Annotated in this window: 19 protein-coding genes and 7 pseudogenes; 14 read left to right on the plus strand and 12 right to left on the minus strand. The window is 65.2% G+C overall.

Going from position 1 to position 26,205, the window contains the following annotated elements; genetic code table 11:
* Nucleotides 1–176: 176 nt before the first annotated feature.
* Together JGR78_RS05630 and JGR78_RS05635 are read left to right on the plus strand one after the other, a co-directional pair.
* Nucleotides 177–764, plus strand: coding sequence for a hypothetical protein (locus JGR78_RS05630; protein WP_200559453.1), 588 nt, complete (start codon nt 177–179; stop codon nt 762–764).
* Between the two features lie 56 nt (nt 765–820).
* Nucleotides 821–964, plus strand: a complete 144-nt coding sequence (locus JGR78_RS05635; protein WP_200559455.1) for a hypothetical protein — start codon at nt 821–823, stop codon at nt 962–964.
* 34 nt (nt 965–998) lie between these two features.
* Here JGR78_RS05635 and JGR78_RS05640 read toward each other — a convergent pair.
* Nucleotides 999–2,053, minus strand: a pseudogene (locus tag JGR78_RS05640) (IS3 family transposase).
* Between the two features lie 134 nt (nt 2,054–2,187).
* On the opposite strand from JGR78_RS05640, the pseudogene istA reads away from it, so the two are divergent.
* Together istA and istB are read left to right on the plus strand one after the other, a co-directional pair.
* Nucleotides 2,188–3,719 (plus strand): annotated as a pseudogene (istA, locus tag JGR78_RS05645) (IS21 family transposase).
* Nucleotides 3,709–4,467, plus strand: coding sequence for an IS21-like element helper ATPase IstB (gene istB, locus JGR78_RS05650; protein WP_182805474.1), 759 nt, complete (start codon nt 3,709–3,711; stop codon nt 4,465–4,467). The pseudogene istA and the gene istB overlap by 11 nt, the downstream one beginning before the upstream one ends.
* A gap of 13 nt (nt 4,468–4,480) precedes the next feature.
* On the opposite strand, the gene JGR78_RS05655 is transcribed toward istB, so the two are convergent.
* Genes JGR78_RS05655 through JGR78_RS05665 form a run of 3 tightly spaced genes read right to left on the minus strand, consistent with a single transcriptional unit; the run spans nt 4,481 to nt 7,763 of the window.
* The gene (locus tag JGR78_RS05655) at nt 4,481–5,542 is read right to left on the minus strand and encodes a helix-turn-helix domain-containing protein (RefSeq protein ID WP_200559456.1); all 1,062 of its coding nucleotides are present in this window, start codon (nt 5,540–5,542) and stop codon (nt 4,481–4,483) included.
* A gap of 5 nt (nt 5,543–5,547) precedes the next feature.
* Nucleotides 5,548–6,549 (minus strand): recombinase family protein, encoded by a 1,002-nt coding sequence (locus JGR78_RS05660; protein WP_200559458.1) that lies wholly within the window; start codon nt 6,547–6,549, stop codon nt 5,548–5,550.
* 2 nt (nt 6,550–6,551) lie between these two features.
* Nucleotides 6,552–7,763, minus strand: a complete 1,212-nt coding sequence (locus JGR78_RS05665) for an IS256 family transposase (protein ID WP_182805499.1) — start codon at nt 7,761–7,763, stop codon at nt 6,552–6,554.
* Between the two features lie 1,452 nt (nt 7,764–9,215).
* Between JGR78_RS05665 and JGR78_RS05670 the strand changes: the two are divergent.
* Nucleotides 9,216–10,223: pseudogene (locus JGR78_RS05670) on the plus strand (IS256 family transposase); the annotation flags it as partial.
* Nucleotides 10,224–10,448: 225 nt separating this feature from the next.
* On the opposite strand, the gene JGR78_RS05675 reads toward JGR78_RS05670, so the two are convergent.
* Complete coding sequence (locus tag JGR78_RS05675; protein WP_370576477.1) at nt 10,449–10,925, minus strand: transposase; 477 nt, start codon at nt 10,923–10,925, stop codon at nt 10,449–10,451.
* A gap of 48 nt (nt 10,926–10,973) precedes the next feature.
* Between JGR78_RS05675 and JGR78_RS05680 the strand changes: the two are divergent.
* Nucleotides 10,974–11,905, plus strand: a pseudogene (locus JGR78_RS05680) (IS5 family transposase).
* 30 nt (nt 11,906–11,935) lie between these two features.
* Here JGR78_RS05680 and JGR78_RS05685 read toward each other — a convergent pair.
* The 6 genes and pseudogenes from JGR78_RS05685 to JGR78_RS05710 all read right to left on the minus strand — a co-directional run bounded on the left by JGR78_RS05685 (nt 11,936) and on the right by JGR78_RS05710 (nt 16,249).
* Nucleotides 11,936–12,463 (minus strand): helix-turn-helix domain-containing protein, encoded by a 528-nt coding sequence (locus JGR78_RS05685; RefSeq protein WP_182793408.1) that lies wholly within the window; start codon nt 12,461–12,463, stop codon nt 11,936–11,938.
* Nucleotides 12,464–12,610: 147 nt separating this feature from the next.
* Nucleotides 12,611–12,997 (minus strand): annotated as a pseudogene (locus JGR78_RS05690) (IS5 family transposase); the annotation flags it as partial.
* A 316-nt stretch (nt 12,998–13,313) separates the two neighbouring features.
* Nucleotides 13,314–13,814, minus strand: a pseudogene (locus JGR78_RS05695) (IS110 family transposase); the annotation flags it as partial.
* A gap of 62 nt (nt 13,815–13,876) precedes the next feature.
* Nucleotides 13,877–15,445, minus strand: a complete 1,569-nt coding sequence (locus tag JGR78_RS05700) for an IS66 family transposase (RefSeq protein ID WP_182806247.1) — start codon at nt 15,443–15,445, stop codon at nt 13,877–13,879.
* A gap of 67 nt (nt 15,446–15,512) precedes the next feature.
* Entirely contained in the window at nt 15,513–15,869 is a 357-nt protein-coding gene (gene tnpB, locus JGR78_RS05705) for an IS66 family insertion sequence element accessory protein TnpB (RefSeq protein ID WP_200559292.1), read from the minus strand.
* Complete coding sequence (locus tag JGR78_RS05710) at nt 15,866–16,249, minus strand: transposase (protein WP_200559294.1); 384 nt, start codon at nt 16,247–16,249, stop codon at nt 15,866–15,868. The genes tnpB and JGR78_RS05710 overlap by 4 nt, the downstream gene beginning before the upstream one ends.
* Before the next feature lie 197 nt (nt 16,250–16,446).
* On the opposite strand from JGR78_RS05710, the gene JGR78_RS05715 reads away from it, so the two are divergent.
* Nucleotides 16,447–17,718: an IS256 family transposase gene (locus JGR78_RS05715; protein ID WP_200559460.1), complete on the plus strand. Its 1,272-nt coding sequence runs from the start codon at nt 16,447–16,449 to the stop codon at nt 17,716–17,718.
* A gap of 34 nt (nt 17,719–17,752) precedes the next feature.
* On the opposite strand, the pseudogene JGR78_RS05720 reads toward JGR78_RS05715, so the two are convergent.
* Nucleotides 17,753–18,286, minus strand: a pseudogene (locus JGR78_RS05720) (IS110 family transposase); the annotation flags it as partial.
* Between the two features lie 336 nt (nt 18,287–18,622).
* On the opposite strand from JGR78_RS05720, the gene JGR78_RS05725 reads away from it, so the two are divergent.
* The 7 genes from JGR78_RS05725 to JGR78_RS05755 all read left to right on the plus strand — a co-directional run bounded on the left by JGR78_RS05725 (nt 18,623) and on the right by JGR78_RS05755 (nt 26,205).
* Nucleotides 18,623–19,594, plus strand: a complete 972-nt coding sequence (locus tag JGR78_RS05725) for a tripartite tricarboxylate transporter substrate binding protein (RefSeq protein WP_182805870.1) — start codon at nt 18,623–18,625, stop codon at nt 19,592–19,594.
* Between the two features lie 315 nt (nt 19,595–19,909).
* Nucleotides 19,910–20,266, plus strand: a complete 357-nt coding sequence (locus tag JGR78_RS05730) for a Zn-ribbon domain-containing OB-fold protein (protein ID WP_182793410.1) — start codon at nt 19,910–19,912, stop codon at nt 20,264–20,266.
* 19 nt (nt 20,267–20,285) lie between these two features.
* On the plus strand, nt 20,286–21,437 hold the full coding sequence (locus tag JGR78_RS05735) for a thiolase (protein WP_182805872.1): 1,152 nt from the start codon (nt 20,286–20,288) through the stop codon (nt 21,435–21,437).
* Nucleotides 21,434–23,545 (plus strand): acetate--CoA ligase family protein, encoded by a 2,112-nt coding sequence (locus JGR78_RS05740; RefSeq protein ID WP_182793412.1) that lies wholly within the window; start codon nt 21,434–21,436, stop codon nt 23,543–23,545. The genes JGR78_RS05735 and JGR78_RS05740 overlap by 4 nt, the downstream gene beginning before the upstream one ends.
* Nucleotides 23,535–24,404 carry a MaoC/PaaZ C-terminal domain-containing protein gene (locus JGR78_RS05745; protein WP_182793413.1) on the plus strand — a complete coding sequence of 290 codons (870 nt, stop codon included), beginning with the start codon at nt 23,535–23,537 and terminating at the stop codon, nt 24,402–24,404. Before JGR78_RS05740 ends, JGR78_RS05745 begins: the two co-directional genes overlap by 11 nt.
* A complete protein-coding gene (locus JGR78_RS05750; RefSeq protein WP_182805875.1) occupies nt 24,401–25,447 on the plus strand; it encodes an acyl-CoA dehydrogenase family protein in 1,047 nt (348 codons plus the stop codon). Before JGR78_RS05745 ends, JGR78_RS05750 begins: the two co-directional genes overlap by 4 nt.
* Nucleotides 25,447–26,205: an enoyl-CoA hydratase/isomerase family protein gene (locus JGR78_RS05755; protein WP_182805877.1), complete on the plus strand. Its 759-nt coding sequence runs from the start codon at nt 25,447–25,449 to the stop codon at nt 26,203–26,205. The genes JGR78_RS05750 and JGR78_RS05755 overlap by 1 nt, the downstream gene beginning before the upstream one ends.

Consider the following 26,205-nt stretch of genomic DNA (forward strand, 5'->3'; position numbering starts at 1 on the left):
GCCTTCGCGCGGTCGGAACACGCAGACAGCCCGCAGTTGCGCCCCTCGCAGGAGCGGCAAAGACCCGAGTCGGCTTTTCATGTCACGGCTATGTCTGATTGGCATATCCAAGGGGTACAATGTGCCAGCGGCGACGATAGCCTTCGGGCACACGTATTTGGCATCCCGGTTTTTCGATGTCCGACATCCTGGCCGACCTGATCCTTTCTCTTGCACCGGAAGACGGTTCCGCCATCGGCAACGCCGCCATGATGGCCCGAATGCGCGCGCGGGTGCCGAACATGACAGACGACGACTACCTTGCCGCGCGGGACATTTTCGTCGGTGCCGGGCTGCTCGTCCGCGGCAGAGGTCGCGGCGGATCAATCTTCCTGATCCCTAATCCGGACAAGGACGATGACCTCGAAGACGAGGTGGGCGGCTTCGACCTGCTACCGACCGAAGAGTCGCCAGTGCCGCAACGAAGGGTGATCACGAGCCGAACCACACCCCGCAAGGCAGATGGGCCTGTTCAGGTGCTGAGCTATCGCCATGGCGAGACGCGGGTGAACAACCCCGAGGTCGGGATGGACCATGCCGGCCTCGATCCGGATAGCGAGAAAACGGTCCGGGCCTATCACCCGCGTCTCGACGCGGTCCTGAACTTCAACAGCGCGCGGGCGGGGATCGAGAGGCTGATCGACGAGGCGCTGGCCAGCAGTGATACCGAGCGGATGCGGGACGCGCTGCAGGAGCTGAAGCGGCTGCAGGCACCGTATATCTGAACTGGACAGGCAAGGCGGAGCGGACGAGCGTCGAGGTCGATACCGGCTCGCTCCACGTGCATGAGCCTGTGGACCCGGCGCCGATCCTGGCCAACGCGGCGAAGCGGCTGAAGGGCAAGAATGCGGCGGCGCAGTGGCGGCAGCCGGACCTGTTCGCGGCCCCGTTCGAGAACCTGCCCCTGCGTCAGGCGCTGGGGTAATCTTCCCCGTTTTAACGGGGTGCGGCCGTAGAATTCACGCGGCCATCTTCAGTTTCTGGGCAGGGGTGACCCCGCCGATGCCCATGTTCCGGCGTTCGTTGTTGTAAGTCCACAGCCACTCGGTGGCGATGTCCTGCACCTCCTCGATGGTTTCAAAGATGTAGAGGTCCAGCCACTCGTGCCGAACGGTGCGGTTGTAGCGCTCGACATAGGCGTTCTGCTGGGGCTTTCCGGGCTGGATGTAGGTCAGGGCAATGCCCGGCTTCCCGGCCCAGGTCGTCAGCGTGGAACTCACATATTCCGGGCCGTTGTCCACCCTGATGGACAGGGGCTTTCCGCGCCATTCGATGATCTGGTTCAGGGACCGAACGACCCGTTCGGCGGGCAACGAGAAGTCGACCTCGATGCCCAGACCCTCGCGGTTGAAGTCGTCCAGCACGTTCAAGAGACGGAACTGCCGCCCGTCAACCAGCCGGTCGGCCATGAAGTCCATGGACTAGGTGGTGTTCGGCGTTTCCGGCACGGCCAGTTCTTCGGGCTTCTCCCGCTTCAGCCGTCGTCGCGGCTTGATGCGCAGGTTCAGTTCCAACTCGCAGTAGATCCGGTGGACCCGCTTATGGTTCCAAACATGTCCTTTGACGTTGCGCAGGTGCAGGAAGCACAGGCCGAACCCCCAGGTCTTGTGCGCCCTGGTCAGCCCGACCAGCAGGTCGGCGATCAACTCGTTCTCTTCGACGCGCTTCGGGCTGTAGCGGAAACAGGTCTCGCTCACGCCGAACGCCCGACAGGCCAGCGCGATGCTGGCCGCCTTCGTCGCCACCGCCTTCTCGGCCAACTCCCGGCGCTGAGCTGGCCGCGTCACTTTTTTCCAAGCGCCTCGCGAAGCAGATCGGCCTGCATGCTGAGGTCCGCAAACATGCGCTTCAGCCGCCGGTTCTCGTCCTCAAGGGCCTTCATCTGGCCCATCATGGACGCATCCATGCCGCCATACCTGGCGCGCCACTTGTAAAACGTCGCGCTGCTGATTCCATGCTCGCGGCACAGCTCAGGCACAGCCAGCCCGCCCTCGGCCTGGCGCAGCACGCCCATGATCTGGGCTTCGGTGAAACGGCTGTTGATTTCCACTCGGAACTGACCCGGGTAGGCGCGTAATTTCCACTGAGAACTGACCCATGTGAACCTTCCCCAAAGCGGAGCGCGGCGGGGGTAATGGAGTGATCCACATGGGACTTTTGAACATCATCCGACGCATGGCGTTGCGGGAGAAGCTGCCGATCCGGGAGATCGCACGGCGGACCGGTCTGTCGCGCAACACCATCAGGAAGTATCTGAACGCTGGCACCATCGAGCCAAGGTTCGCGACCCCGGAGCGGCCGAGCAAGCTTGATCCGTTTGCCGAGAAGCTGGCGGCGTGGCTGAAGACGGAAGCCGGCAAGTCACGCAAGCAGCGCCGAACGCTGAAGCAACTCCATGCCGACCTCGTGGCGCTCGGCTTCACCGGCTCCTACGGCCGGGTCGCGGCCTTCGCCCGGCAATGGCGGATGGACCGGCAGCGCGAGCAGCAGACGACGGGCCGCGGCACCTTCGTCCCGTTGGCCTTTCGGCCGGGCGAGGCGTTCCAGTTCGATTGGAGCGAGGACTACGCGGCTCTGGGGGGCGAGCGCACGAAGCTTCAGGTCGCCCATATCAAGCTGGCACACAGCCGGGCCTTCCTGGTTTGGGCCTATCCGGCTCGCAAACCCACGAGATGCTGTTCGACGCCCACTGGCACGGGTTCCGCGTCTTCGGCGGCGTGCCGGGCCGCGGCATCTATGACAACATGAAGACGGCGGTTGACCGCGTCGGTCGCGGCAAGGAACGGCAGGTCAACATCCGCTTCCTCGCCATGACCAACCACTATGTCTTCGAGCCGGAGTTCTGCAATCCTGCCGCGGGATGGGAGAAGGGACAGGTCGAGAAGAACGTTCAGGATGCCCGGCCTCGTTTGTGGCAGCCGATGCCGAACTTTCCTGACCTGGCGGCGCTGAACGCATGGCTGGAACAGCGGTGTCTGGAGTTGTGGCGTGGAATCCCGCACGGGGTTCTGCCCGGAACCGTCGCCGACGCCTGGGCCGAGGAGCAAACTGCGCTGATGCCGCTGCCGCCTGCCTTCGACGGCTTTGTCGAGCGGAGCAAGCGTGTCTCACCCACCTGCCTGATCAGCTTCGAACGCAATCGCTACAGCGTGCCAGCGTCCTTCGCCAACCGGCCCGTCAGCCTGAGAGTCTACCCGGATCGGCTGATGGTTGCCGCCGAGGGACAGATCCTGTGCGAACATGAGCGGGTGATCCAGCGCTCCCATCACCTGCCGTCGCGCACGATCTATGACTGGCGGCATTATCTGGCTGTCATCCAGCGCAAGCCCGGGGCCCTCAGGAACGGTGCGCCCTTCGCGGAACTGCCCCCGGCCTTTTGACAGTTGCAGGACCGCATGCTGCGACGTCCCGGTGGCGATCGCGAGATGGTCGATATCGTGGCACTGGTCCTGCACCACGATGAGCAGGCCGTGCTGGTTGCGGTGGAAATGGCTTTGGCCGAGGGCGTTGCGACCAAGACCCATGTGTTGAGTCTCCTGCACAGGCTGATCGATGGCAAGACCAGCGGGGGTCCTTGCATCGTTACTCCGCAGGCGCTGGCCCTGCGCCACGAGCCAAAGGCGAACGTCGAACGCTATGACGATCTGCGGGCGCAGATCGGAGACCGCCATGCGTCATGATCCCGCCAGTGCTGCCATCGTCATCATGCTCCGCAGCCTGAAGATGCACGGGATGGCCCAGGCCGTCGCCGACCTGATCGAACAGGGGGCGCCGGCATTCGAGGCGGCCGTGCCGATCCTGTCCCAGCTGCTGAAGGCCGAACTGGCGGAACGCGAAGTGCGCTCCATTGCCTATCACATGAAGGCCGCGCGCTTCCCGGCCTACAAGGATCTCTCGGGCTTTGACTTCGCTGCCAGCGAGATCAACGAGGCCACGGTGCGGCAACTGCATCGCGGTGACTTCATCGATGGCGCCCAGAACGTCGTGCTGATCGGCGGCCCGGGCACCGGAAAGACCCATGTCGCGACCGCCCTGGGCATCCAGGCCATCGAACACCATCGCCGGAAGGTCCGGTTCTTCTCCACCATCGAACTGGTCAACGCCCTCAAGCAGGAAAAGGCCAAGGGCAAGGCCGGACAGATCGCTGAAAGCCTGACTCGGCTCGATCTCGTGATCCTGGACGAGCTGGGCTACTTGCCGTTCAGCGCCTCGGGCGGTGCCCTGCTCTTCCATCTCCTGAGCAAGCTCTATGAGCGCACCAGCGTCGTTATCACGACCAACCTCGGCTTCAGCGAATGGGCCTCGGTCTTCGCCGACGCCAAGATGACCACCGCGCTGCTCGATCGCCTCACCCACCGCTGCCACATCCTGGAGACCGGAAACGACAGCTTCCGCTTCAAGGCAAGCTCAGGCGATCACGTTTCATAATGCACCTCGTTTGTTAGAATCCCGGCAGATTCATGGACCTGTTTGCAACATTATCAAGCGCTTGCCGTGGACGACGCGCGGCAATCTCCTGCAGTTCTATCCGCACCGCCTCGGTCTCCAGCGCGTCGACCGGTATTTTCCACGGGGCGGAATACATGATCTGGGTTGCGGGCAGAGTTTGCGACCGGATCAGCTTGTGAACCGAAGCGACGCACACGCCGAGCCGCTTGGCAGCAGCGTCGACGCTCAAGGTCTTCGGGACCTCTGCATCAGGATCATAGGGAGGGATCGCGAGCCTGTCGCGCAATTCCGCGACACGAACGGTTGTCCATGTCTCCCCATCCTCGGTGCGGCAGCGCATCCGGTTGAGAGTGACTGCCAGTTCCCTGTCAGGCCAGTGTCCGGCAAGTTTGCGGAGGACCTCCGGGGCCGTGAGCGTGCGGCCTGGCGGGAACCGCCCTGTCTTGCGCCGGGCCAGCCTGACCTCGGTGTGGCGTCCGCCGATCCAATGGATGAGCAGAATGAACTCGTTCTCCTCTGCGTCGATATCGATCACGACCTCCTCGATCAGCAGCCTGACCAGACGTTGTCTCGCGCGGGCATCGGTTCCCGCCGCGTTCCAGACGGACGGCAAATCCGTGGCGAGCCGCATGAGAACGGCGGGATTGACCCCGGGCTTCGCCCGGATCTCCGCGCCGAGTGCCGCCAGCTTGTGCTCTACCGCCGCCACCCGCTCCAACGCCGCGTTCCAGCGCGCCTCCAGGGTTCGGGCGACATGCCGTTTGGCGGGATCGACGTGCTCGTAGCGCCGCTCCGCCAGTTCCGCCGCATATCGGGCCTCATCGAGTTCCTTCTCGACCGCAAGCCGGACGGTCTCCTGCGCCCGGGCGACCTGCTGCTCCGCCAGAAGGGCGGCCTGCACGGCCTGTCCGGAGACGGCCTCGAGAAGCTGACTCGCGACGAGCGCATCAATACTTCCCCCGCCGGCACCGATGCACAGACCGGCCCCGACATGTCCGTCATCGCCGCGGCACTGATAACGGTGCGACAGGTCCGTCCCCGTCTTGTAGAACACCCGCATCATCCTGCCGCAGCGCGCAACCGGGCCATGCCCGACAACAGCGCCTGTCCGCCACGTCCCGATTTGCGGGCCGTGCGTTTTTGCATATGCGCGTTCTCTTCCAGCATGCGGCAGTTCTCCTCGTAGGCGCGCCAGTCGAGATATCCCTCGTGGTTGTCCTTGATCAGCACGCTCCAGTCCTCGAGCGCCCGGTGGTGACCGCTGGTCTTGCGCGCTTGCCCATCCACCACCCCTGTCCGGTTCCCGGTCCGCCCGAAGGCATAAGCGCCAGCATAGATCGGGCTGTGCAGAACTTGCATCACGCTGTGATAGGCGGGCTTGCGCCATGCAATCTTCCGCAAGGCGCCGTTACGCAGCACCACCGGCAGATGGAGATCCGCCGCACGCAGCCACAGGAACACCTGCCGCCCGCTGCCAAGCTCGCGGAACTTGGCGAAGATCAGGCGGATGGCCTGCTGGACCCGCTCATCGGGATCCATCTCGATCCTGTCGTCCTCACTCCAGCAGAAGCCCGGCGGCAGGGTGAAGCGCAGCTCGCCCCGTCTCGCCTTCGCGTCTCGGGCTGCCAGCCCACGCTGGCGAAGGAGGCTCAGTTCGTATTCCGACATCGTTCCCTTGAGCCCGAGCAGCAGCCGATCGTTCATCAGGCGGGGATCGTAGACCCCCTCCGGGTCGACCACCAAGGCTCCCGTCAGGGCGCACAGATCGATCAGGTGATGCCAGTCGCGGCCATTGCGGGCGAGGCGCGAAGCCTCGATGCAATAGACCGCGCCCACCGTCCCGGCACACACTTCCGCAACCAGGCGCTGGAAGCCCGGCCGCGCGATCTGACCGGAACCGGAGCGCCCCAGATCTTCGTCGATCACCCGGACCTCCGCGAAGCCTGTGTCGCGGGCAGCTTCGGCCATCTGGTATTGCCGCTTTTGGCTCTCCAGATTGCCAAGGACCTGGGTAGCGTCCGTCAACGTGGTGTAATTTTGGGTATGGTTCCGGGCCGTCATGATCAGGCGGCTCTCGGTGTAATCTGAAGCGGTTTTTCCTCCTCGCTTGCTGGCGGGCTCAGGTCGGCCATGGCCTCGACCTGCATGTATCGGTGCTGAAGCTGCCACTCGTCGTTGGCTTCGAGGAGGACGGCTCCGATCAGGCGGACGATGCTGTCCTCGTTGGGGAAGATGCCGACGACATCGGCGCGGCGCTTCACTTCCTTGTTCAGCCGCTCCAGTGGGTTCGTGCTGTGCAGCTTGGTGCGATGCTGCGCCGGGAAGGCCATGTAGGCGAGCACGTCGGCTTCGGCGTCGTCCATGAAGGTTCCCAGCTTCGGCCATCTGGCGCGGAGCTGATCGGCGACATGGCGCCATGTCTGCACCGCGTTGTCGTGATCGGGCTGGATGAAGGCCTGCCGGATCGCGGCCGCGACCATGGTGTGCTGGCCCTTGGGAACGTAGGCGAGCGCGTTGCGCATGGCGTGAACCCGGCATCTTTGCCAGGTTGCGCCGAGCACGCGGGTGATGGCGGCCTTCAGCCCTTCGTGGGCATCGGAGATGACCAGCTTCACACCGGTCAGCCCACGACGCACCAGATCGCGCAGAAAGCTGGTCCAGAACGGCTCGGCCTCGGACGGGCCGATATGCAGCCCGACGATCTCGCGCTTTCCGTCCGTGCTGACGGCCACTGCGATTATCGCCGCCACCGAGACGATGCGCCCACCCTCGCGCACCTTCAGGTAGGTAGCGTCGAGCCACAGATAGGGCCAGTCGCCGGCGAGAGGACGCCCGAGGAAGGCATTCACCCGCTCGTCGATGTCCTTGCACAGCTTGGAGACAGACGATTTCGAGATACCGGTCATGCCCATGGCCTGCACCAGATCATCGACCTTGCGCGTCGAGACGCCATTGATCCACGCCTCCTGGATGACGGCGACCAGCGCCTTCTCGACCGTCTTCCGCGGCTCCAGGAAGCCAGGAAAATAGGCCCCGGAGCGCATCTTCGGGATCTTCAGGTTCAGCGTGCCAAGCCGGGTGTCGAGCGAGCGCTCGCGATAGCCGTTGCGCCAGGTCTGGCGGGTCTCGCCGCGCTCGTAGCGGCCAGCGCCGATCAGGCCGTCGACATCGGCCTCCATGATCAGCTGCAGCACGTTCTCGGCAATGAGGCGCAGGAAATCGGGATCGCCGCTCTTCGCAGCAAGTTCGGCCAGCGGTAGTCTGTCGTCGGTCATCGGGGGTTCCCTTTCGGTCAGGTTGAAGTCCATCAACTCCACCTTATCCGACGGGCCCGGTGACCACCCGATGCAGGGCGAAACCGACGGCGAAATCTTCACCGCAAAGTCCACCCGCATTGCTCCCCGAAATTACACCACCAGCGTGGACGCTACCAGGACCTGGCTCATCGTCGATTGCCGGACATAGACGATCGCACTGCGAGCGAGGTGCTCAGCGGTGATCTTTACATGCATCATTTTGCGAGCCCTCCGATATCTTCTCTGCGGCCGTCAGCAGCAACTCGGCCAGTGCTTCCAGAATTGCGGGTGTCGATGGTGCCGCCGGAGGACGGTTCCGGCTGTCGTCCAGTGCCAGGCAGAGCTGCGTTGGCTGCGAACGGGATCGGGGTCGGCAAGGCATGCGTATCCTCCTCTGGAATCGGTGCTCCAGAGGATGACGCAACCTCGGCACGACGCATCAGATCCAAGGTTCGGGCGAGCGCTTCCAAGGCTTCAAGCGCGACAACGGGCGGTCCGCTGTCCAGCCGCGCACAGTAGGCGGGATCGCACATCCAGGGCGGCAAGGTCCGGAAGAATCCGGGTCGTTCTTCTACCAGGATCGAATCCGAACCGTGCCGATGACCACCATCACGGGCGCGCAGGACGCGGCCGAACAGCGGGTGCCAAGGATACTCGATCCGCAGATCTTGCAGTTTGTATGTAGAATGAGAGCCGATCGGGCGCAGCGGTCAGGAAAACGAAGGAGGCCGGCCATGCCTTGACCCAAGCCTGACCCCCGAAACATAACCTGAAGGTGGGTCACTTCTTGATGGAAAACCCGGGTCAGTTCCGGGTGGAAATCAACATCCCTCATACCGAGTGAAATTGGCCCCAAAGCTCAGGTTCCCCCGCTGGACGTTCACCACGCCACCTTGGGTGTCGCTTCCGATGTCGGATTGCAGAAAGAATCCGTCGGCAGCTGCCGGGGTAGCGCAAAATACGGCAATGGCCGCAACTGCGATGGCCCCAAGGTGTCGGATTTTCGTCATGTCGGCACAACCTATGATGGAACGAGTCAAGTGGTAGCACAATCCTGACGTATTCAGAGGGAGGCCTCAAGGAAGCCGCGCGGCCTCGCAGATACAGAGCCTTGCGGACATCCGAAGCCCATGACTGTTGATTTTCACCCGGAACTGACCCGGGTATGGAGTGAACCCCCCGGGCTGGACCACATGAGCCCGAAAAACTGATACGCTGACCGGGCCTTGATCGGAGAAGGCTCATGACGTCACGAGGCCCCTGCCGTCGGCATTCGACACCGTTCAAGCTGCAGCTCTGCCAGGATATCCGCGCCGGTGTCCTGGGGCGGCGCGCGGTGACGTCCCGGGGCGTGGTGTAGGTATCGGTGGCCATCGGGTTTCTCGGTAGGGTCGGGTTGCGACAACCAACCTGAACCGAGGGATAGACCCGATGACCAAACCCATGATGGACCTCCGCGCGCTTGTGGAGAAGAGCGGCGATACCGATCTGCTGCGCGAGATGATCGGCTTCGCCGCCGAGCGGTTGATGGAGCTGGAGGTCGGCGCCAAGACCGGCGCCGACTATGGCGAGAAGAGCAGCGAACGGCTGGCGCAGCGCAACGGCTATCGTGATCGCGACTGGCAGACCCGGGCCGGCAGTGTCGAACTTCGCATCCCGCGCTTGCGCGCTGGCTCCTATTTCCCGTCCTTTCTCGAGCCGCGGCGATCGGTGGAGAAGGCGCTAACAGCCGTGATCTAGGAGGCCTATGTGCATGGCGTGTCGACGCGGTCGATGGATGACCTTGTGCAGGCCATGGGCGGCACCGGCATCTCGAAAAGCCAGGTCAGCCGGCTCTGCGAGGAAATCGACGAGCGGGTCGATGCTTTCCTCACCCGCCCGATCGAGGGCGAATGGCCCTACCTCTGGATCGATGCGACTTACCTCAAGGTGCGCCAGGGCGGCCGGATCTTGTCCGTCGCCGTGACGATCGCAGTGGGCGTTAACACCGACGGCCGGCGCGAAGTTCTGGGCATGGCGATCGGGGCTTCCGAAGCCGAGCCGTTCTGGACGGAGTTTCTGCGCGATCTCGTGCGCCGCGGCCTCTCCGGCGTGAAGCTGGTGATCAGCGATGCGCATGAAGGCATCAAGGCGGCCACGGCGCGGGTGCTGTCCACCACCTGGCAGCGTTGCCGGGTTCATTTCCAGCGCAATGCCCTGGCCCATGCCGGCAAGAGCAGCCGCAGGGTGGTCTCGGCCTTCATCGCCACCGCCTTTGCGCAGCCCGACCATGCCGCGGCCAAGACCCAGTGGCGGCTGGTGGCAGACCAGATGCGGCCCAAGCTGCCGAAGCTGGCTACGCTCATGGACACAGCGGAGGAGGACGTGCTGGCCTACATGACCTTCCCTGCCCAGCACCGCACCAAGCTGCACAGCACGGATGAGATCGACAAGCCGAATCCGAGCTTTCCTGTTATCGTTGCCTTGCGCAGGCGACCTCGTGGCGAAGCGCGACGCATCGGCTGCAAGGGTCGTCGGGCCGCCCAAGGATGCCTTGCCGAGTTGAGGCGCCTGCGCACCCGTCAGAGCCACGCGAAGGCCGCGCGCGAAGCCTCCGGCGTAGCGCAGCGCGCGGCCGGTGTATCGCTTTCGTCTGCCGACCTTCAGCGGACGATAGAGGCGACGTTACTCTGATCGTGGGACAGGGTTCGGCGGGCTTGCCGGTGCCTTGGGGGGTCGCGTCTTCCAGCGCGCCACGAACTGCTCGTAGGTTCTCTCGGCCTGCCGCGCCAGGTCGGCCTCCTGCGCCCGCAGTTCCTTCACGTTGTAGGCGTAGGCCGGGCCGCGTCGGTTGCCTTTCTTCTGCGGCAGCCCAGCTTGCAGTTCCATGTCGCGCGCCTTCTTGGCGACCAGCGCCGGGCGCGCCCAGAGATAATCCTGCTCCTTCGTGAGCAGATGCCAGCAAAGCACCGTCAGCTTGCGCGCCAGCGCGACCGCCGCGACCTGATGCCCGCGCCTCGCCCGGATCCTGACGAAGAAGGCATACAGCGGCCCCGGCGCCTTCGCCGCGGCCCAGGCCGCCTCGACCAGCATTGCTCGCGCGTGGCTGCGCCCCACCTTGCTGATGCGGCCATGATGCGCCGCGCCGGCTCTGTTGCGCAAATCGCATGAGGGATACCTCTCACGAAGCCCGGGTGGTAGCCCGATGTCATGAGCAGACCGACATTGCCGACCTGCATGACCAGGAACTGGCCAGCGTATAATGAAGCGCTCAAGCGCCGGGGCTCGCTGACTGTCTGGTTCGACCCCGAGATGAGCTGGGAGGCTGCGCCATCAGGCAGGCGTGGCCCGCAACAGAGCTGCAGAGATGCCGCCATCGAAGCATGTCTGATCATGAAGGTGCTGTCCGGCATGGCGTTGCGCCAGACGACCGGGTTCGTCGAGAGCCTGCTACGGCTGATCGGCCTTGATTGGACGGTGCCCGATTTCAGCACGCTCTGCCGCCGCCAGAAGACCTTGGCCGTGAACATTCCGTATCGGGGCTCCAAGGGTCCGCTGCACCTTCTGATCGACAGCACCGGCATCAAGGTCGAGGGCGAAGGCGAGTGGCATGCCCGCAAGCATGGCGGGCCCAAGCGACGGGTCTGGCGCAGGATCCACCTTGGGATCGACGAGCAGACGCTGGAGGTCCGGGCCGTCGAGATCACTGGGAGCCACATCGGCGATGCGCCAGTCCTGCCCGATCTGCTCGGCCAGATCCCGGCCGACGAGGAGATCGGCAGCGTCACGGCTGACGGCGCCTACGACACCCGCAAATGTCATGATGCGATCGCCGACCGCGGCGCCCACGCCGTGATCCCGCCCGCAGGAACGCAAAGCCATGGAAGGCCGTCACCGCCGGGGCTGCGGCACGCAACGAGGCCCTGCGCGCGTCGAAATACCTCGGCCGAACGCTGTGGCGACGATGGAGCGGTTACCACCGCCGAAGCCGCGCCGAAACGAAGATGCATTGTGTGAAGTTGCTGGGTCAGCGCCTCATGGCCCGAGACTTCGATCGGCAGGTCGCCAAGCTCCAGGTCCGCATCGCGGTCCTGAACGGCTACACCGCGCTCGGCATACCCGTCACTGAAGCTGAGGGGTGAGTCTGTCCAGGGAAAGGGGAACCTCGGCTTTCAGCCGATTTGCGCAACAGAGCCGCTCGAATAGACGCCGAGGTAGGCGTTCAGGCCGTGTTCGGCGAGCGCGGCGATCGTATCCTGGGCTTTGGCGGCAAGCCTCAGATCAGTTTGGCGGCCCTCGGTTTGGACTTCTGCATTTCGCGGGTCTCGCAGTATGTGTTTAAGAAGCTCCTCAAACGCCCCGATTGCGTCGATATTGGCGCCAGAAGGTTCCACATCAACCTCGAACGTGAAGTTGTAGACGCCAGTCATTTTCTCGACGAGGCGCCGGCCTGAGCGGCAGGGCAAGTGGATCACCTCTCCAAGCGCGTCGGAACGCGCAGGGGCGTCGTCGCCGCGCAGGAGTCGCGCCGAAACTCCCAGAGCCTCCGCGATGAACTCAGCGGTTTCCTGGTCAACTGGGCTGCCTTTTTCGGCCCTGTAGATCGTCTTGGGGTTAACGGCGCTCATCTGGGCTAATTCCTTCTGGGACAGCCCTTTCTGAGCCCGCAGGGCACGCAGCTTGTTGCCGTTCAGTGTCATGGATCGTCTCCGTATGTTGTGTGAGTGCAAGATGGACGCTCCATGTTGCAGGGGAAATGGACACTGAATAGCCAGCAATAGACATCTTATAGACAGACAAACTAAATCAATAACTTATGCTGATGACCAGCTGGGTCTGATTACCCAGCCCTCGGCCTTGATGCCTGTGCTGTCGATCAAGAGGTGCAGTGGGCCGTCCGATCCGCGGTAAGGGATAGCGACCTTCAGCGTCTTCTGGCGCCGTGACAGCGTGCTGAAGTCTGGCACTGCCCAGTTGAGGCCGATCAGTTGCAGGAGACTCTCAACGAACCCTGTCGTCTGGCGGAGCGCCATGCCGAACAGAACCTTTATCGTCAGACAGGTCTGGATCGCTGCGTCACTGTAATCCTGCTGGCGACCGCGTTTGCCGGTCGGCGCAGCCTGCCACGTCATGCCGGGATCGAACCAGATCGTCAGCGAGCCACGGCGCTTGAGCGCTTTGTTGTAGGTCGGCCAGTTCCTGGTCTTGTAGGCGGGTGGCGTCGGTCTGCTCATGCCGCTCGACTATTACGCTGGATCCATGAGATGAATCCACTTGGGATTTGTGCAACATGTGTAACCGCCCCAAGCGCAAGAGGGATTTTGAAGCTGATCTTGGCGCGTTGTCGGGTGCTGACATGTGTCCGGCCTCATGATGCGGCGCGATCCATGCCGCAGGGCCCGTATGGTGTTCGAAGGTCGGGTCCAGATCAAAGCCGCGTGCTCATAGGCACTCTGTTGCACACTGGTTTTCCCGATCCCGTCTCACAACTGTTGCGCCAAACTGCTCCTTGCCCTCTTCCGCTCCGACGTCCTCGCGATCTGCGGCGGCTTACGCCGCTGCGACCGGAGATTGGTAGATGCCACCCCGAGCCATCAAGGCCCAGACGATCCGCGCCATCTTGTTCGCCAAAGCCACCCGCACCAGCATCGGTGGCTTGCGCAACAGCAGGCTGCCCAGCCATGTTCCGGGCTGCGCTTCCTTGTGAACGTTACGTTTGATCACCACGCTGTTGGCGCCAATGATCAGCAGGCGTCGCAGGGATCGTTCGCCCATTCTGGTCGTTGCTCCGAGACGTTGCTTGCCGCCGGTCGAATGCTGCCGAGGCACAAGACCAAGCCAGGCGGCAAAGTCGCGTGCCTTGCGGAACGTCTCGGGTGGCGGCGCCAGAACAGCGATGGCCGTGGCAATCAGCGGCCCGATGCCCGGCACCGTCATCAGTCGCCGGGCGACGTCATTCTCCTTGGCGCGCCGGGCGATCTCGGCATCGAGCTTCCTGATCTCTGCCTCCAGATGCGTGAGTGCCGCGATCAAAGCCTTCAGCGTGGGGACGGGGGCTATGGCTGAAACTGGGTGATGGGGCCTGAGAAGGCGGTAAGCGCGAGATCGTTGCCCTATGCGGCGATGCTTGACGGCTGGTTGATGCGCCAAGGCATGAGGTCCTCGATGGCGCTTTTTGGGTGACCGTCGAGGATGGCGCGAAGGGTGTCGGCGATGTAGTCGACCGGGTTCACGCCGGACATCTTGCAGGTTGCGACCAGCGAGGCGAGCATGGCCCAGTTCTCTGCACCGACCTCATTGCCGGCAAATAGCGCGTTTTTTCTCGTAAGTGCGATCGGGCGGATCTGGTTCTCGACCGGGTTGGTGTCGAGTTCGAGTGTGCCGTCGTCGAGGAAGCGGATCAGGCCGGGCCAGTGCGCGAGGGCGTAGCGGATGTCCTCGGCCATTTGGGATTTCTGCGGGATGCGCGGCAGCTGCATCTCCAGCCAAGGTTTGAGCGCGGCGATGATGGGGGCCGCATGTTCGCGCCTTGCAGCGAGACGCGCAGCCGCATCCTTGCCGCGCACGGTCTTCTCGACCTGATAGAGCAGCGCGATCTGGCGCAACATCTCCTCGGCGATGGGCGAGCGGTCGCTCTCGAAGCGTTTCACGAAGCGGCGGCGGACATGGGTCCAGCAGTAGACCAGCCGCCAGGGACCATTGTCGCGCGCGATCTCGGTCATCGCGTTGTAGGCCTGGTAGGCATCGCATTGCAGGAACCGGCCCCGATACCCGGCGAGGAAGTTCAGCGGATGCTCCTTGCCCCGACCGGGGGCGTAATGGAACAGCACGATGGGCGGACCGACACCGCCATGGCCGCGATCATCGGACACCACGGCCCAGAAATAGCCGCTCTTCGTGGTTTTGCGCCCCGGATCCAGCACCGGCGCGCGGGTCTCGTCGACGAAGATGCGATCGGCCCGGCGCAGATGGGCCTGCATGTGCCGGATGATCGGCAGCAGGTGGAAGCAGGCACGGCCAACCCAGTTGCCGAGCGTCCCGCGGTCAAGATCGATGCCCTGCCGCTTGAAGATCCCGGCTTGGCGATAGAACGGCAGATGGTCGCCGAACTTCGAGACCATGATCCAGGCGATGAGCTGCTCCGTGGGCAACCCGCCGGGCACGACATGCTCGGGGGCATGGGCTTGCGCCATGCCCTGCGAGCAGCGCCGGCAGGCGTATTTCGGGCGCCGCGTCACCAGCACCCGGAACCGGGCCGGGATGACGTCCAGTCGCTCGGACACGTCCTCGCCGATCCGGGCCATCTCGCCGCAGCCGCAGGGGCACAGGATGCTGGCAGGCTCGACCACCCGCTCGACCCGCGGCAGATGCGGCGGCAGATGCCCCCGGTTGCGCCGGGGCTTGCGGGGCGCATGCGTGCCCTTGGCAGCCCTCAGGGCGGCCTCCGCCTTTTCCTGTGCCGCCTCGAGCACGCCCTGGGCCAGTTCGGCATCTTCCAGCGGCAGGTTGAACTGGTCGGGCGACAGCTTCTCGGAGCTTTTGCCGAACTTCTCGCGTTGCGCCGTGCGCACGATGTCTTCCAGCCGGCGATTGGCCTCCTGCACCTCGGTGAGCACCGCCTCAACCTCGGCAAGGCGAGCCTTCAGCAGGGCGTTTTCGCGGGCGAGAGCGGCAGCATCCATGGGGTGAAGTGAATCATGGAGCGCGGTATATGACCAGTAAAAACAGGGCTTTCCCGCACCATCACGCTCACCCTGCTGCCAGCGGACGACGCGCCCGCTCCGGCCGGACCAGTCGCCAGTCCAGCCCCTCGAACAAGGCGGCGAGTTGCGCGGAGGACATCCGCATCACCCCGTCCCGCACCTGCGGCCAGACGAATTTCCCGCCCTCCAGCCGCTTGTGAACCAGCACCATCCCGGTCTGATCCCAGGCCAGCAGCTTGATCCGGTCGGCGCGTTTCGATCGGAACACAAAGATCGCCCCGCAGAACGGGTCGAGCCCGAACATCTCCTGCACCGCCAGCGCCAGGCCATCGATCCCCTTGCGGAAGTCCACCGGCCGCATCGCCACGAAGACCTTCACGGGTCCGCCCTGGCCGAGCATCATGACATTGCCGCCCGAGCCGCGCGGATCGCCCGCGTCAGCTGGCCCTCATTGGCGTCAGCACCGGCGCGGATCACGACATCGCCGACGACGATCTCCAACTCGGACGCGGCCTCGGCCTGCGGCACAACCGCCGCGCCGCCCTCGACCACCAGTTCCGCAAACATCGGCAGGCCCGCCATGCTCTCGGGCACCACCAACTGTCCCGTCCGCAGCTTCTTGCGCCAATTGTAGATCTGCCAACGCGTGGTGCCGTGCCTGCGGGCGAGTTCCGCCACCCGCATACCCGAGATCAGGCTTTCAGCCGCAATCCGCGCCCGCTCCGCCTCGGTGCGCTGCCGCCGTCCGCTTGGCCCCTCGATCACATCCAGTCGGGAAACCAAGCCACCGGATGAGCCGTCCAAACAGACGCCCAATTTGCCGTCTCTTGCCAAATCGGTCTCCTCCACCACCCGCATACGCGGAGAATGGCCGGTTCAGATCAGCAATGGCAGGAGGGCGTCGGCCTCGCGCTTACAGAAGGCGGCGTATCGTGGCGGGTGTCGAAGCCTGCCAGAACCTCCCGAAGGAGCGATACGCCATGAAGGACGATACCACGATCACCCCGCTTCACCAGCCTGGTTCGATTGTCGATCCGCTGACCGAGATCGCCCGTGAGGGCGCGCGCCAGATGCTGGCGGCGGCGCTCAGGGCCGAGGCGACCAGCTTCGTCGCGCAGTTTGCGGACGAGCGGCTGCCTGATGGCCGCCAGCGCGTCGTGCGGCACGGCACCGGGCCGGAGCGGCTGATCCAGACCGGCATCGGGCCGATCCCGGTGCAGCGCCAGAAGCTGCGCGACCGCGCCACCGAGGTGCCGGCCGAGAGCAGGATCCGCTTCACCTCGAACATCCTGCCGCGGTGGGCGCGGCGCTCCCGCAGCCTCGACGCCCTGTTGCCGGTGCTTTATCTTCGGGGCGTTTCCACCGGAGACTTCCAGGAGGCCTTGACGGCCCTGCTCGGCGCGGACGCGCCGAACCTGTCGGCGGGCGTGATTTCGCGCCTCACGGCGGGCTGGCAGGAGGACTACGACCGCTGGCAGCGCCGTGATCTCTCGGCCCGCCGTTACGTCCACATCTGGGCCGACGGCGTCTACCTGCAGGCCAGGATGGAGCCGCAGGCCGAGTGCATGCTGGTGATCATCGGGGCAACGCCCGAGGGCAGAAAGGAGCTGCTCGGCTTCCAGGTCGGGGTGCGGGAGAGTGCCCAGAGCTGGCGCGAGTTGCTGGTCGATCTCAAGGCCCGCGGGCTCGCCGTGCCGCCGGAGCTGGCCGTCGGCGACGGCGCGCTCGGGTTTTGGAAGGCAATGGACGAGGCCTTCCCCGGCACCCGTCACCAGCGCTGCTGGTTCCACAAGGTCTCCAATATCCTCAACCATTTTCCGAAGTCCATGCAACCCGCCGTTACCGTCGACCTGCGCGAGATCTCGCATGCCGAAACCCGCGCCGGGGCGCGGAAGGCCATCGAGACCTTCGAGGGAAAATACGCCGCCAAATACGATCGTGGCGTGACGTGCCTGACCAAGGACAGCGAGGCCTTGCTGGCCTTCTACGACTTCCCGGCCGAGCACTGGGACCATCTGCGCACATCGAACCCGATCGAGAGCGTGTTCGCCACCGTCCGTCACCGCACCGTCCGGACGAAGGGCGCGCTGTCGCAGAAGACCGCGAAGCTGATGGTCTTCACCCTGATCAGAGCGGCATCGAAGACATGGCGCAAGCTCAACGGCACAAACCAGTTGCCCCGCCTCATCGAAGGCGTCAGATTCACCGACGGCGTCGCTCAATCCGACGCCGACCAAAGCCGCGCCGCCTGATCAAGCCGCGTCACCCAAATTCAGCCATAGCTCTGGGGACGGCATCAGCAGGGAGAGCGCCATCCGGATCCTCCACGATCGCGATCAGCCGCGCAGCGTTGGCCGCTCCCTGTGGCACGATCTGACCGAACTCGGTCAGATGGCCGCGCAATGCGTTGATCGCCTGCGTGCGCTGCCGGATCAGCAACTCCCGGACCCGGAAGACCATTGCCGCGCCCTGCGTCTCTTCGCTCTTGACCGGAACAAAGCGCATGGTGGGTCGCATAGCCGCCTCGCAGATGGCCTCGGCGTCCGCCATGTCATTCTTCTGGCGCTTCACAAACGGCTTCACATAGGCCGGCGGGATCAGCCGCACCTCATGCCCCAGCTTGCCAATTTCCCGGCCCCAGAAGTGAGCGCCGCCACAGGCTTCCATCGCCACGACGCAAGAGGGCAGCTGGCTGAAAAACTCCAGCACCTGCCCTCGCCGTATCTTCTTGCGCAGAACGGCTCGTCCTGCGCCGTCAGTTCCATGCACCTGGAATACATTCTTCGCCAGATCGAGCCCGACCGTGATAATCTCCGACATGACCGCTCCCCTTTGTGGATCGTTGCAGACCCACCTTGGCACATCAGATGCCGTCGGGGGGCGGTCACATCATCAGAGCCCGTCCCAAGCGACGCCGCACGTTTGCGCTGCGGCCAAGCAGCCTTCCATGCCATCACGTTATTGCTGAAATCCAGAACATGCATTTGTGGAATGGTACGGATGCTGCAAAACTTCCCACCGGAGGATGGCTGGCAATTGCTTGGCCGAAAAAGACCTGACAGCGAGAGGATTCGAGCGTCACTTGGGGAAGCCCGAAATCCTTCGGGTATTTCCTGCCGTGCAATTCAAATCAGTCAAAGTGAGGAGGAGGAGATAATGAAATCTTTCAAAGGCCTGCCGGGCATTGCCCTGGCAGCGATCGTTTCGGTGTCGGCAGGCGCCGCCCTGGCCGACTATCCCGAAAGGACGATCAACATGATCGTCCCCTTCTCGGCGGGCGGGCCCAATGACACAATCGCGCGCGCCATCGCCGCCGGCCTGGAGGAAGAGCTGGGCCAGACGATCATCGTCGAGAACAAGCCCGGCGCTGCCGGGAACATCGGAACCCTCGGCGTCGTGCGCGCCGAGCCCGACGGCTACACGATCCTGTTCGTCAGCTCCGGCCCGATGCTCATCAATACCACGCTCTATTCCAATGCAGGCTACGACCCGCGCACGGATCTGACGCCGATCGCCCTTGCCGGAACCATGCCCAACGTGGTGCTGGTCAATCCCAGCATCGGCGTGACCGACATGAAGGGCCTCGCTGAATATGCCAAGGCCAATGAAGGGGTCAGCTATGGCTCGGCCGGTGCCGGCAACACCACCCACATCGCGGGGTTCATGCTGAGCAGGGAATTGGACGACCGGTTGATGCACGTTCCCTATCCGGGCACGGCGGCGGCGATGAAGGATCTGCTGGGCGGGCACATCTCCCTCGTCTTCTCCGACACCATGACGGCGATGCCCTACATCGAAAGCGGCGCCCTCACCGCGCTGGCCGTCGCACCAGAAAGATCAGCCGTGCTGCCGGACGTTCCTACCCTTGCCGAGCAGGGATTCGACATCGAGGATATCAATCCCGCCTTCGGCATTCTCGGCCCGCCTGATATGCCCGAAGATGTGGTCGACACGCTGAACGACGCGATTCAGGCGACGCTCGATTCGCCTGAAATGACCGCGCTGATGGCGCGGCTGGGGATGGAGCGCGCGCCGATCAGGACCTCGGTGGAGTTCGCCGACTACATCCGGTCCGAGGTGGACCGCCTTGGGGAAATGGTTCGCTTGACGGGGGTGACGATCGACTGAGGTGCAGCCGGCACGCAAGCGAGTGTCTTTCCCGTTCTGGGGCAAGATGGGTCTGGGATCGACCGGGACCATGGCTGCGCATCTTGAGGCAAATGAAACATGGAAAATGAGGCCTCGTGCCTCCTTTTTCACTGCCACGTCTCAAGCGACGCCGCACGTTTGCGCTGCGGCCAAGCAGCCTTCCATGCCATCACGTTATTACTGAAATCCAGAACATGCATTTGTGGAATGGCACGGATGCTGAAAAACTTCCCATCGGAGGATGGCTGGCAATTGCTTGGCCGACAAAGAACTGACAGCGAGAGGAGGGGCGGCATGTCGCAGGATAACCGGCGAGGTCCGCAGGCCGAATACGAGGCGTTTCTGGAGCAGGGCAGGTTCATGCTGCAACGGTCGCGCTCGACAGGAGAGCATGTGTTCTGGCCGCGCGTCGTGGCCGCCTCGGGCGCGACCGATCTGGAGTGGGTCGAGGCCAGCGGCGACGGCACCGTCCATGCGATCACCGTCAACCGCAAGCGCGAGGGCTCCCACAACGTCGCGCTGATCGACCTGGCCGAAGGGCCGCGCATGATGTCCACCCTGCCCGCCGTAGAGACCGTGCCGATCGGCACTCGTGTCCGCGCCCGGATCGAGCCGGGCGAGACGCCGCGCGTCGTCTTCGATCCGGTCTGAACGCAGGAAAGGGGAAGACATGGCACATCCGATCAAGGGACGCACCGCAATCGCCGGAATGGCGACTGCCGGGGTGGGCGAGGCGCCGGGCTTCACGGCGATGGAACTGCTGGGACAGGCGGCGGTGGCGGCAGTGGCCGATGCCGGGCTGACGCTGAAGGACGTGGACGCGGTCTTCGCGGCCACCAGCAGCCACGCATTCCCGTCAATGAGTGTGGTCGAATATCTCGGCCTGCGCCCGAAATACTTCGATTCCACCAATGTCGGCGGGTCGAGCTTCGAGATACACCTGCTGCAGGCCGCGCTGGCCACCGAGGCCGGGCTCTGCGAGGTTGCGCTGATCTGCTACGGCTCGAACCAGCGCACCGCGGGCGGGCGGCTGGTGTCGATGTCCGAGCCGCAGTGGCACGAGACGCCCTACAACCCGCGCCACCCGATCACCGCCTATGCGCTTGCCGCCAGCCGCCACATGCACGAATACGGCACCACGCGCGAACAGCTTGCCGATGTCGCCGTCGCCGCGCGGGCATGGGCCAACCTCAACCCCGAGGCTTTCGCCCGCGGTCCCCTGACGCGCGAGGATGTGCTCGCCTCGCGCATGGTTTCGGACCCGCTGACATCGGGCGACTGCTGCCTCGTCACCGACGGTGCTGCGGCCTGCATCATGGTCAGCGCTGAGCGGGCAAGGGACATGCCGCAGAAGCCTGTCTATTTCCTCGGCGCAGCGGGGGCCAACTGGCATCGCTCGATCGTTGCAATGCCCGACCTGACCGTGACCGCCGCGTCCGAAAGCGGGCCACGGGCGTTCGAGATCGCGGGGCTGACGCACGACGATGTCGATCTGGTCATGCTTTATGACGCCTTCACCATCAACACGATCCTGTTCCTTGAAGACCTCGGCTTCTGCCCCAAGGGCGAGGGTGGGCGCTTCGTGGAGAACGGTGGCATCGAGCCGGGCGGGCGGCTGAAGGTGAACACCAACGGCGGCGGTCTCTCCTGCGTCCACCCCGGCATGTATGGGATGTTCCTGATCGACGAGTCGGTGCGCCAGATCCGCGGCAGCGCGGGCGAGCGGCAGATCGGGAATTGCGACGTGGCCTTGCTGCATGGCAATGGCGGCACGCTCGCCAGCCAGGTCACCGCTTTCCTCGGGTCGGAGAACACGCGATGAGCCAGCCCGATTTTTCAGGCCTCTCCAGCCTGCTCGCGCCGCGATCGGTGGCAATCATCGGCGCCTCCGGCGAGCCGCTGCGGATCGGCGGGCGCCCCATAGCGGCGATGCTGCGCGCCGGGTTCACGGGTCGGATCATGCCAGTGAACCCCAACCGCGACACCATTCAGGGGCTGGAGTGCTTCCCCTCGGTCGCCGATCTGCCCGATACGCCGGAGGCGGGCATAGTGGCAGTGCCGGCCAAGGCTGCGATCGAGGCGGTCGAGGCGCTGGGGCAGCGTGGATGCAAGGCAGTGACGCTGTTCACCTCGGGCTTTGCCGAACTGGGCGAGGCTGGGCGTGAGGGCCAGCGGCAGCTGGTCGAAGCCGCGCGGCGGCACGGGATGCGGCTGCTGGGGCCGAACAGCCTGGGTGCCTATAACGTGGGGCTGGGGTATTATGGAACTTTTTCATCCTCGCTGGACACCGGCTTCCCGCTGAACGGGACGGTGGGGATCGCCAGCCAGTCGGGCGCCTATGGCGCGCATCTGGGGGCGGTGGCGCGGGATCGCAGCCTCGGCACCGGCGTCCTCGTCGCTACCGGCAACGAGGCCGACATCACCGTGGGCGACGTGATCGGCTGGATGGCCGGGTCGGACCAGATCCAGGTGATCTGCGCCTATCTGGAAGGGCTGAACAACCCTCGGACGCTGCTCAGCGGGCTGGATGCCGCGCGCGCGGCGGGAAAGCCGGTCTTCGTGCTGAAGGCGGGACGCAGCGCGGTCGGCTCGCACGCGGCGGCATCGCACACCGCTTCGCTGACGGGCGACGACAAGGTGGCCGAGGCGGTTCTGGCCGACCACGGCGCGATCCGCGTGCGCGACACTGAGGAGATGATGGACTTCGCCTACGCGGCAACGCAACGGATCTATCCGGTCGAGAACAGTTTAGGCTTCATCACCGTCTCGGGCGGCGCGGGGATCGTCGCCTCGGACGAGGCAGAGGCGGCGGGCCTGCCGATGCCGCCCATGCCGCAGGAGGCCCAGGACCGACTGCGCGAGCTTCTGCCCATCGCTTCGGCGGTCAATCCCCTGGACTGCACGGCGCAAGCGCTGAACGACCTGACGCTGTTCGAAAGCTTCATGCGGGCGGCGCTGGACGACGGCGGCTATGCCTCGGTCGCCTGCTTCGCCACCTATGTCGCCGGCGGCGCTGATCTCGCGCCCCAGCTTTTGCGTCTGTTCGCGCCGCTGCGGGCAGAATATCCGGACCGACTGCTCGTGCTGTGCGCGATGGGACCGAGCGAGGTGATGCGGTCCTACGAGGATGCTGGATTCCTTGTCTTCCAGGACCCCAGCCGCGCCGTCCGCGCCATTGCCGCGATGGGCCGCGTGGGCCGGATGCTGGCCACCCGCCCGGCGCCGCGCCCCGAGATCGGCGCACCGGTCGCCCTGCCGCCGGAAACGCCCGACGAGGCGCAGGCCAAGGCGCTGCTGGCGAGTGCGGGCATCGCTGCCCCGCCCGAGGAGGTCGTGACCAGCGCCGACGGTACGCGGCAGGCGGCGGACCGCATCGGCTATCCGGTGGTGATGAAGATCGTCTCACCCGACATCCTGCACAAGTCCGACATCGGCGGGGTGAAGCTGAACATCGCCAGCGCCGACGAGGCCGCGGCCGCTTATGAGGCGATCCTCGCAGCCGCCGCGGCCCATGCGCCGGACGCCCGTATCAGCGGGGTGCTGGTGGTCAGGCAGGTTTCGGGCGGGGTGGAATGCCTCATGGGCATCAACCGCGATCCCAGCTTCGGCCCGGTCGCCGCCTTCGGTCTTGGCGGGATCTTCGTCGAGATCCTGAACGACGTGGTCGTGCAGACCTGCCCCTTCGATCAGGACACCGCCCGGAGGATGATCCTCTCGACCCGCGCCGCGCCGCTTCTGACCGGGGCGCGGGGCCGCCCGCCTGCCGATCTGGACGCGCTGGCCGGGATGCTGTCGCGCCTGTCGGTCTTTGCCGCGGCGGCCGGGCCGCGCCTCGTCTCGATCGATCTCAACCCGGTCGTCGCGCTGCCCAGCGGAGCCTATGCGCTGGACGCCGTCATCGAACTGGACCAGGAAACCGATGCCGATTGATCCCGAGAACCTGCTGAACTTCGACATTCCCGAGGTCGTCCAGGAATACGGCCCCCGCGAGGCCGCGTTCTATGCGCTGACCCTCGGTCTCGGGAACGACCCCATGAACCGCGCGGCGCTGCGGTTTGCGGGCGGGCTGCCTCGGATCGAGCCGTTCCCGACCATGCCGCTGGTGCTGGCCCATCCCGGCTTCTGGCTGAAGGACCCGCGCACCGGCGTCGATGCGCTGCGGGTTGTCCATGGCGAGCAGGGGATGACGTTGCACGCCCCCCTGCCCGACCGGGGGCGCGTCACGGGCAAGACCCGCGTGACCGACCTGATCGACAAGGGCGAGGGCAAAGGGGCGCTGCTTTACACCGAAAAGGAACTGCGCGACGCCGAGACCGGCATGCTGCTGGCCACGACCCGCAACACCACCTTCCTGCGTGGCGACGGCGGCTTCGGCGGCCCCACTGGCCCCGTGAAGCCGGTCCACAAGCTGCCCGAAACTGAGCCGGACGGCTCGGTTGAAGTGCAGACGCGGCCCGAACAGGCGCTGTATTACCGTTGGAACGGCGACGACAACGTCCTGCACCTGGACCCTGAGGTGGCGGCCCGCGCCGGGTTCGAGCGGCCGATCCTGCACGGGATGTGCTCGCTGGGCGTGACCGCGAACGCGCTGTTGGCGGGGCTGTGCGGCCATGACGCCAGCCGCTTCCGCGGCCTCGACGCGCGCTTCACCGCCAGCGTCTATCCGGGCGAGACGCTTTGCGTCGAGTTCTGGAAGGACGGCTCGTTCCGCACCCGCGTGGTGGAGCGGGACGTGATCGCCATCGGCAACGGCAAGTTCGATTTCGCATGGACGGGGGGGAAGGGATGAGTTCGATCCGGATTAATGACGAGGAGCGGCAGGAACAGCTGCGGATGCTCGTCGAAAGCGCCGCCGGGATTGCTCCACGCCAAGGCGGCTTCAAACGCCAGCGGGCGCTGGAAAAGTCCGACACGGGGTTTGACCGCGAGGCTTGGGGCGAACTCGCCGGGATGGGCTGGCTGGGCCTGCGCCTGCCGGAAGACTCCGGTGGAATGGGGCTGGGGGTGCTGGAGTACGCTGTCCTCGCCGCCGAGGCGGGCGCCGCGCTGTTGCCCGAGCCCTTCATCGAAGCGCAGCTTGCCATCGACCTGATGGGACCGGAAGCCCCGTCCGAGGCGCTGTCGGGCGAGCGCCTGATCCTGCCTGCGTGGAGCTTTGCCGCCGACGGCACCGACATGGACGGCGGCGTGACGGTCCAAAGCGACGGCCTCAGCGGCGAAAAGCGCTTCGTGCCGCTGGCGGGCGCCGCCGACGAGCTGCTGGTCACCACGGCCGAAGGCGGCTGGCTGATCGCGGCATCGGACGCCGAAATCACCACCGAACGCACGCAGGACGGCGGTCATGTTGGCTGCGTCCGGCTGGACGGCGTGACGGGGCGCCGCATCCCCTTCGCCGATCCGCGGGCGCTTGAGGCGGCCACCCTTGCCAATGCCGCCTATCTGCAGGGCGTGATGGAGCGGGCGTTCGAGATCACGCTCGACTACCTCAAGACCCGACGCCAGTTCGACCGGCCCATCGGCAGCTTCCAGGCGCTGCAGCACCGCGCGGTCGAGATGAAGGTGCAGATCGAGATCACCCGCGCCGTCATCCGCGACGCCGCGTTGGCCTTTGATGGGGATGGCGATCTGCGACCCATCGTGTCCCGCGCGATGACCCGCGCCAGCGAGGCCGCACAGTTCGTTACCCGACAGTCGATCCAGATGCACGGCGCGATCGGCTATACGGACGAGGCCGACATCGGCCTGTTCCTGCGCAAGACGCTGGTGCTGATGAACCGCTATGGCTCGGCCAGTGCCCACCGCAAGCGCCACGCCCAGGCCCAGGCGGCCTGATGGCGCTGGATCGCGACAATCGGGACGGCGTGGTGGTCCTGACGCTAAACGAGCCGCAGCGGCGCAACCCGCTGACCCAGGCGATCAAGGGCCAGTTGTTCGAGGCGCTGGTCTCGGCGCAGACCGACAACAGCGTGCGGGCCGTGGTCCTGACCGGCGCGGAAGGCAATTTCTGCGCCGGCGGCGATCTGGCGACACTGGGTACCGACACCGTAGCCGGCGCGCGAGAGCGGCTGACCCGGAATGGCGACCTGATCCGGCGCATGGTGCGCTATCCCAAGCCGCTTTACGCCGCCGTCGAGGGCTGGGCGGCGGGAGCGGGCCTCTCCGTCGCGCTGTCCTGCGATGGGATCGTGGCGGCGGAAGGGGCGCGATTCCTTGCGTCCTTTATCCGCGTGGGCCTGATCCCCGATCTGGGAATGCTCGGCAGCCTGCCGGCCCGCGTCGGCCCGGCGCTGGCGCGGCGGATCATGCTGTCCGCGGAACCGCTCGACTCCGCCACCGCGCATTCCGCAGGGCTGGTGGATGACGTCACGCCAAACGGCGCGGCGCTGGACCGGGCCGTTGAACTCGCCCGCGCCGCGGCGGGGCGCGCGCCGCTGCCGCAGGCCCATATCAAGGATTTCCTCGCCCGCGCCGTCGATGAGGCGCTGGGTTACGAGGCGCTGATCCAGCCGCTGCTGCTGGCCAGCCAGGACGCCACCGAGGGCCGCGCGGCCTTCTTCGACAAGCGCGAGCCGCAATTCAAGGGGATGTGA

This window comes from Paracoccus sp. MC1862 (assembly GCF_016617715.1).
Classification (GTDB): Bacteria; Pseudomonadota; Alphaproteobacteria; order Rhodobacterales; family Rhodobacteraceae; genus Paracoccus.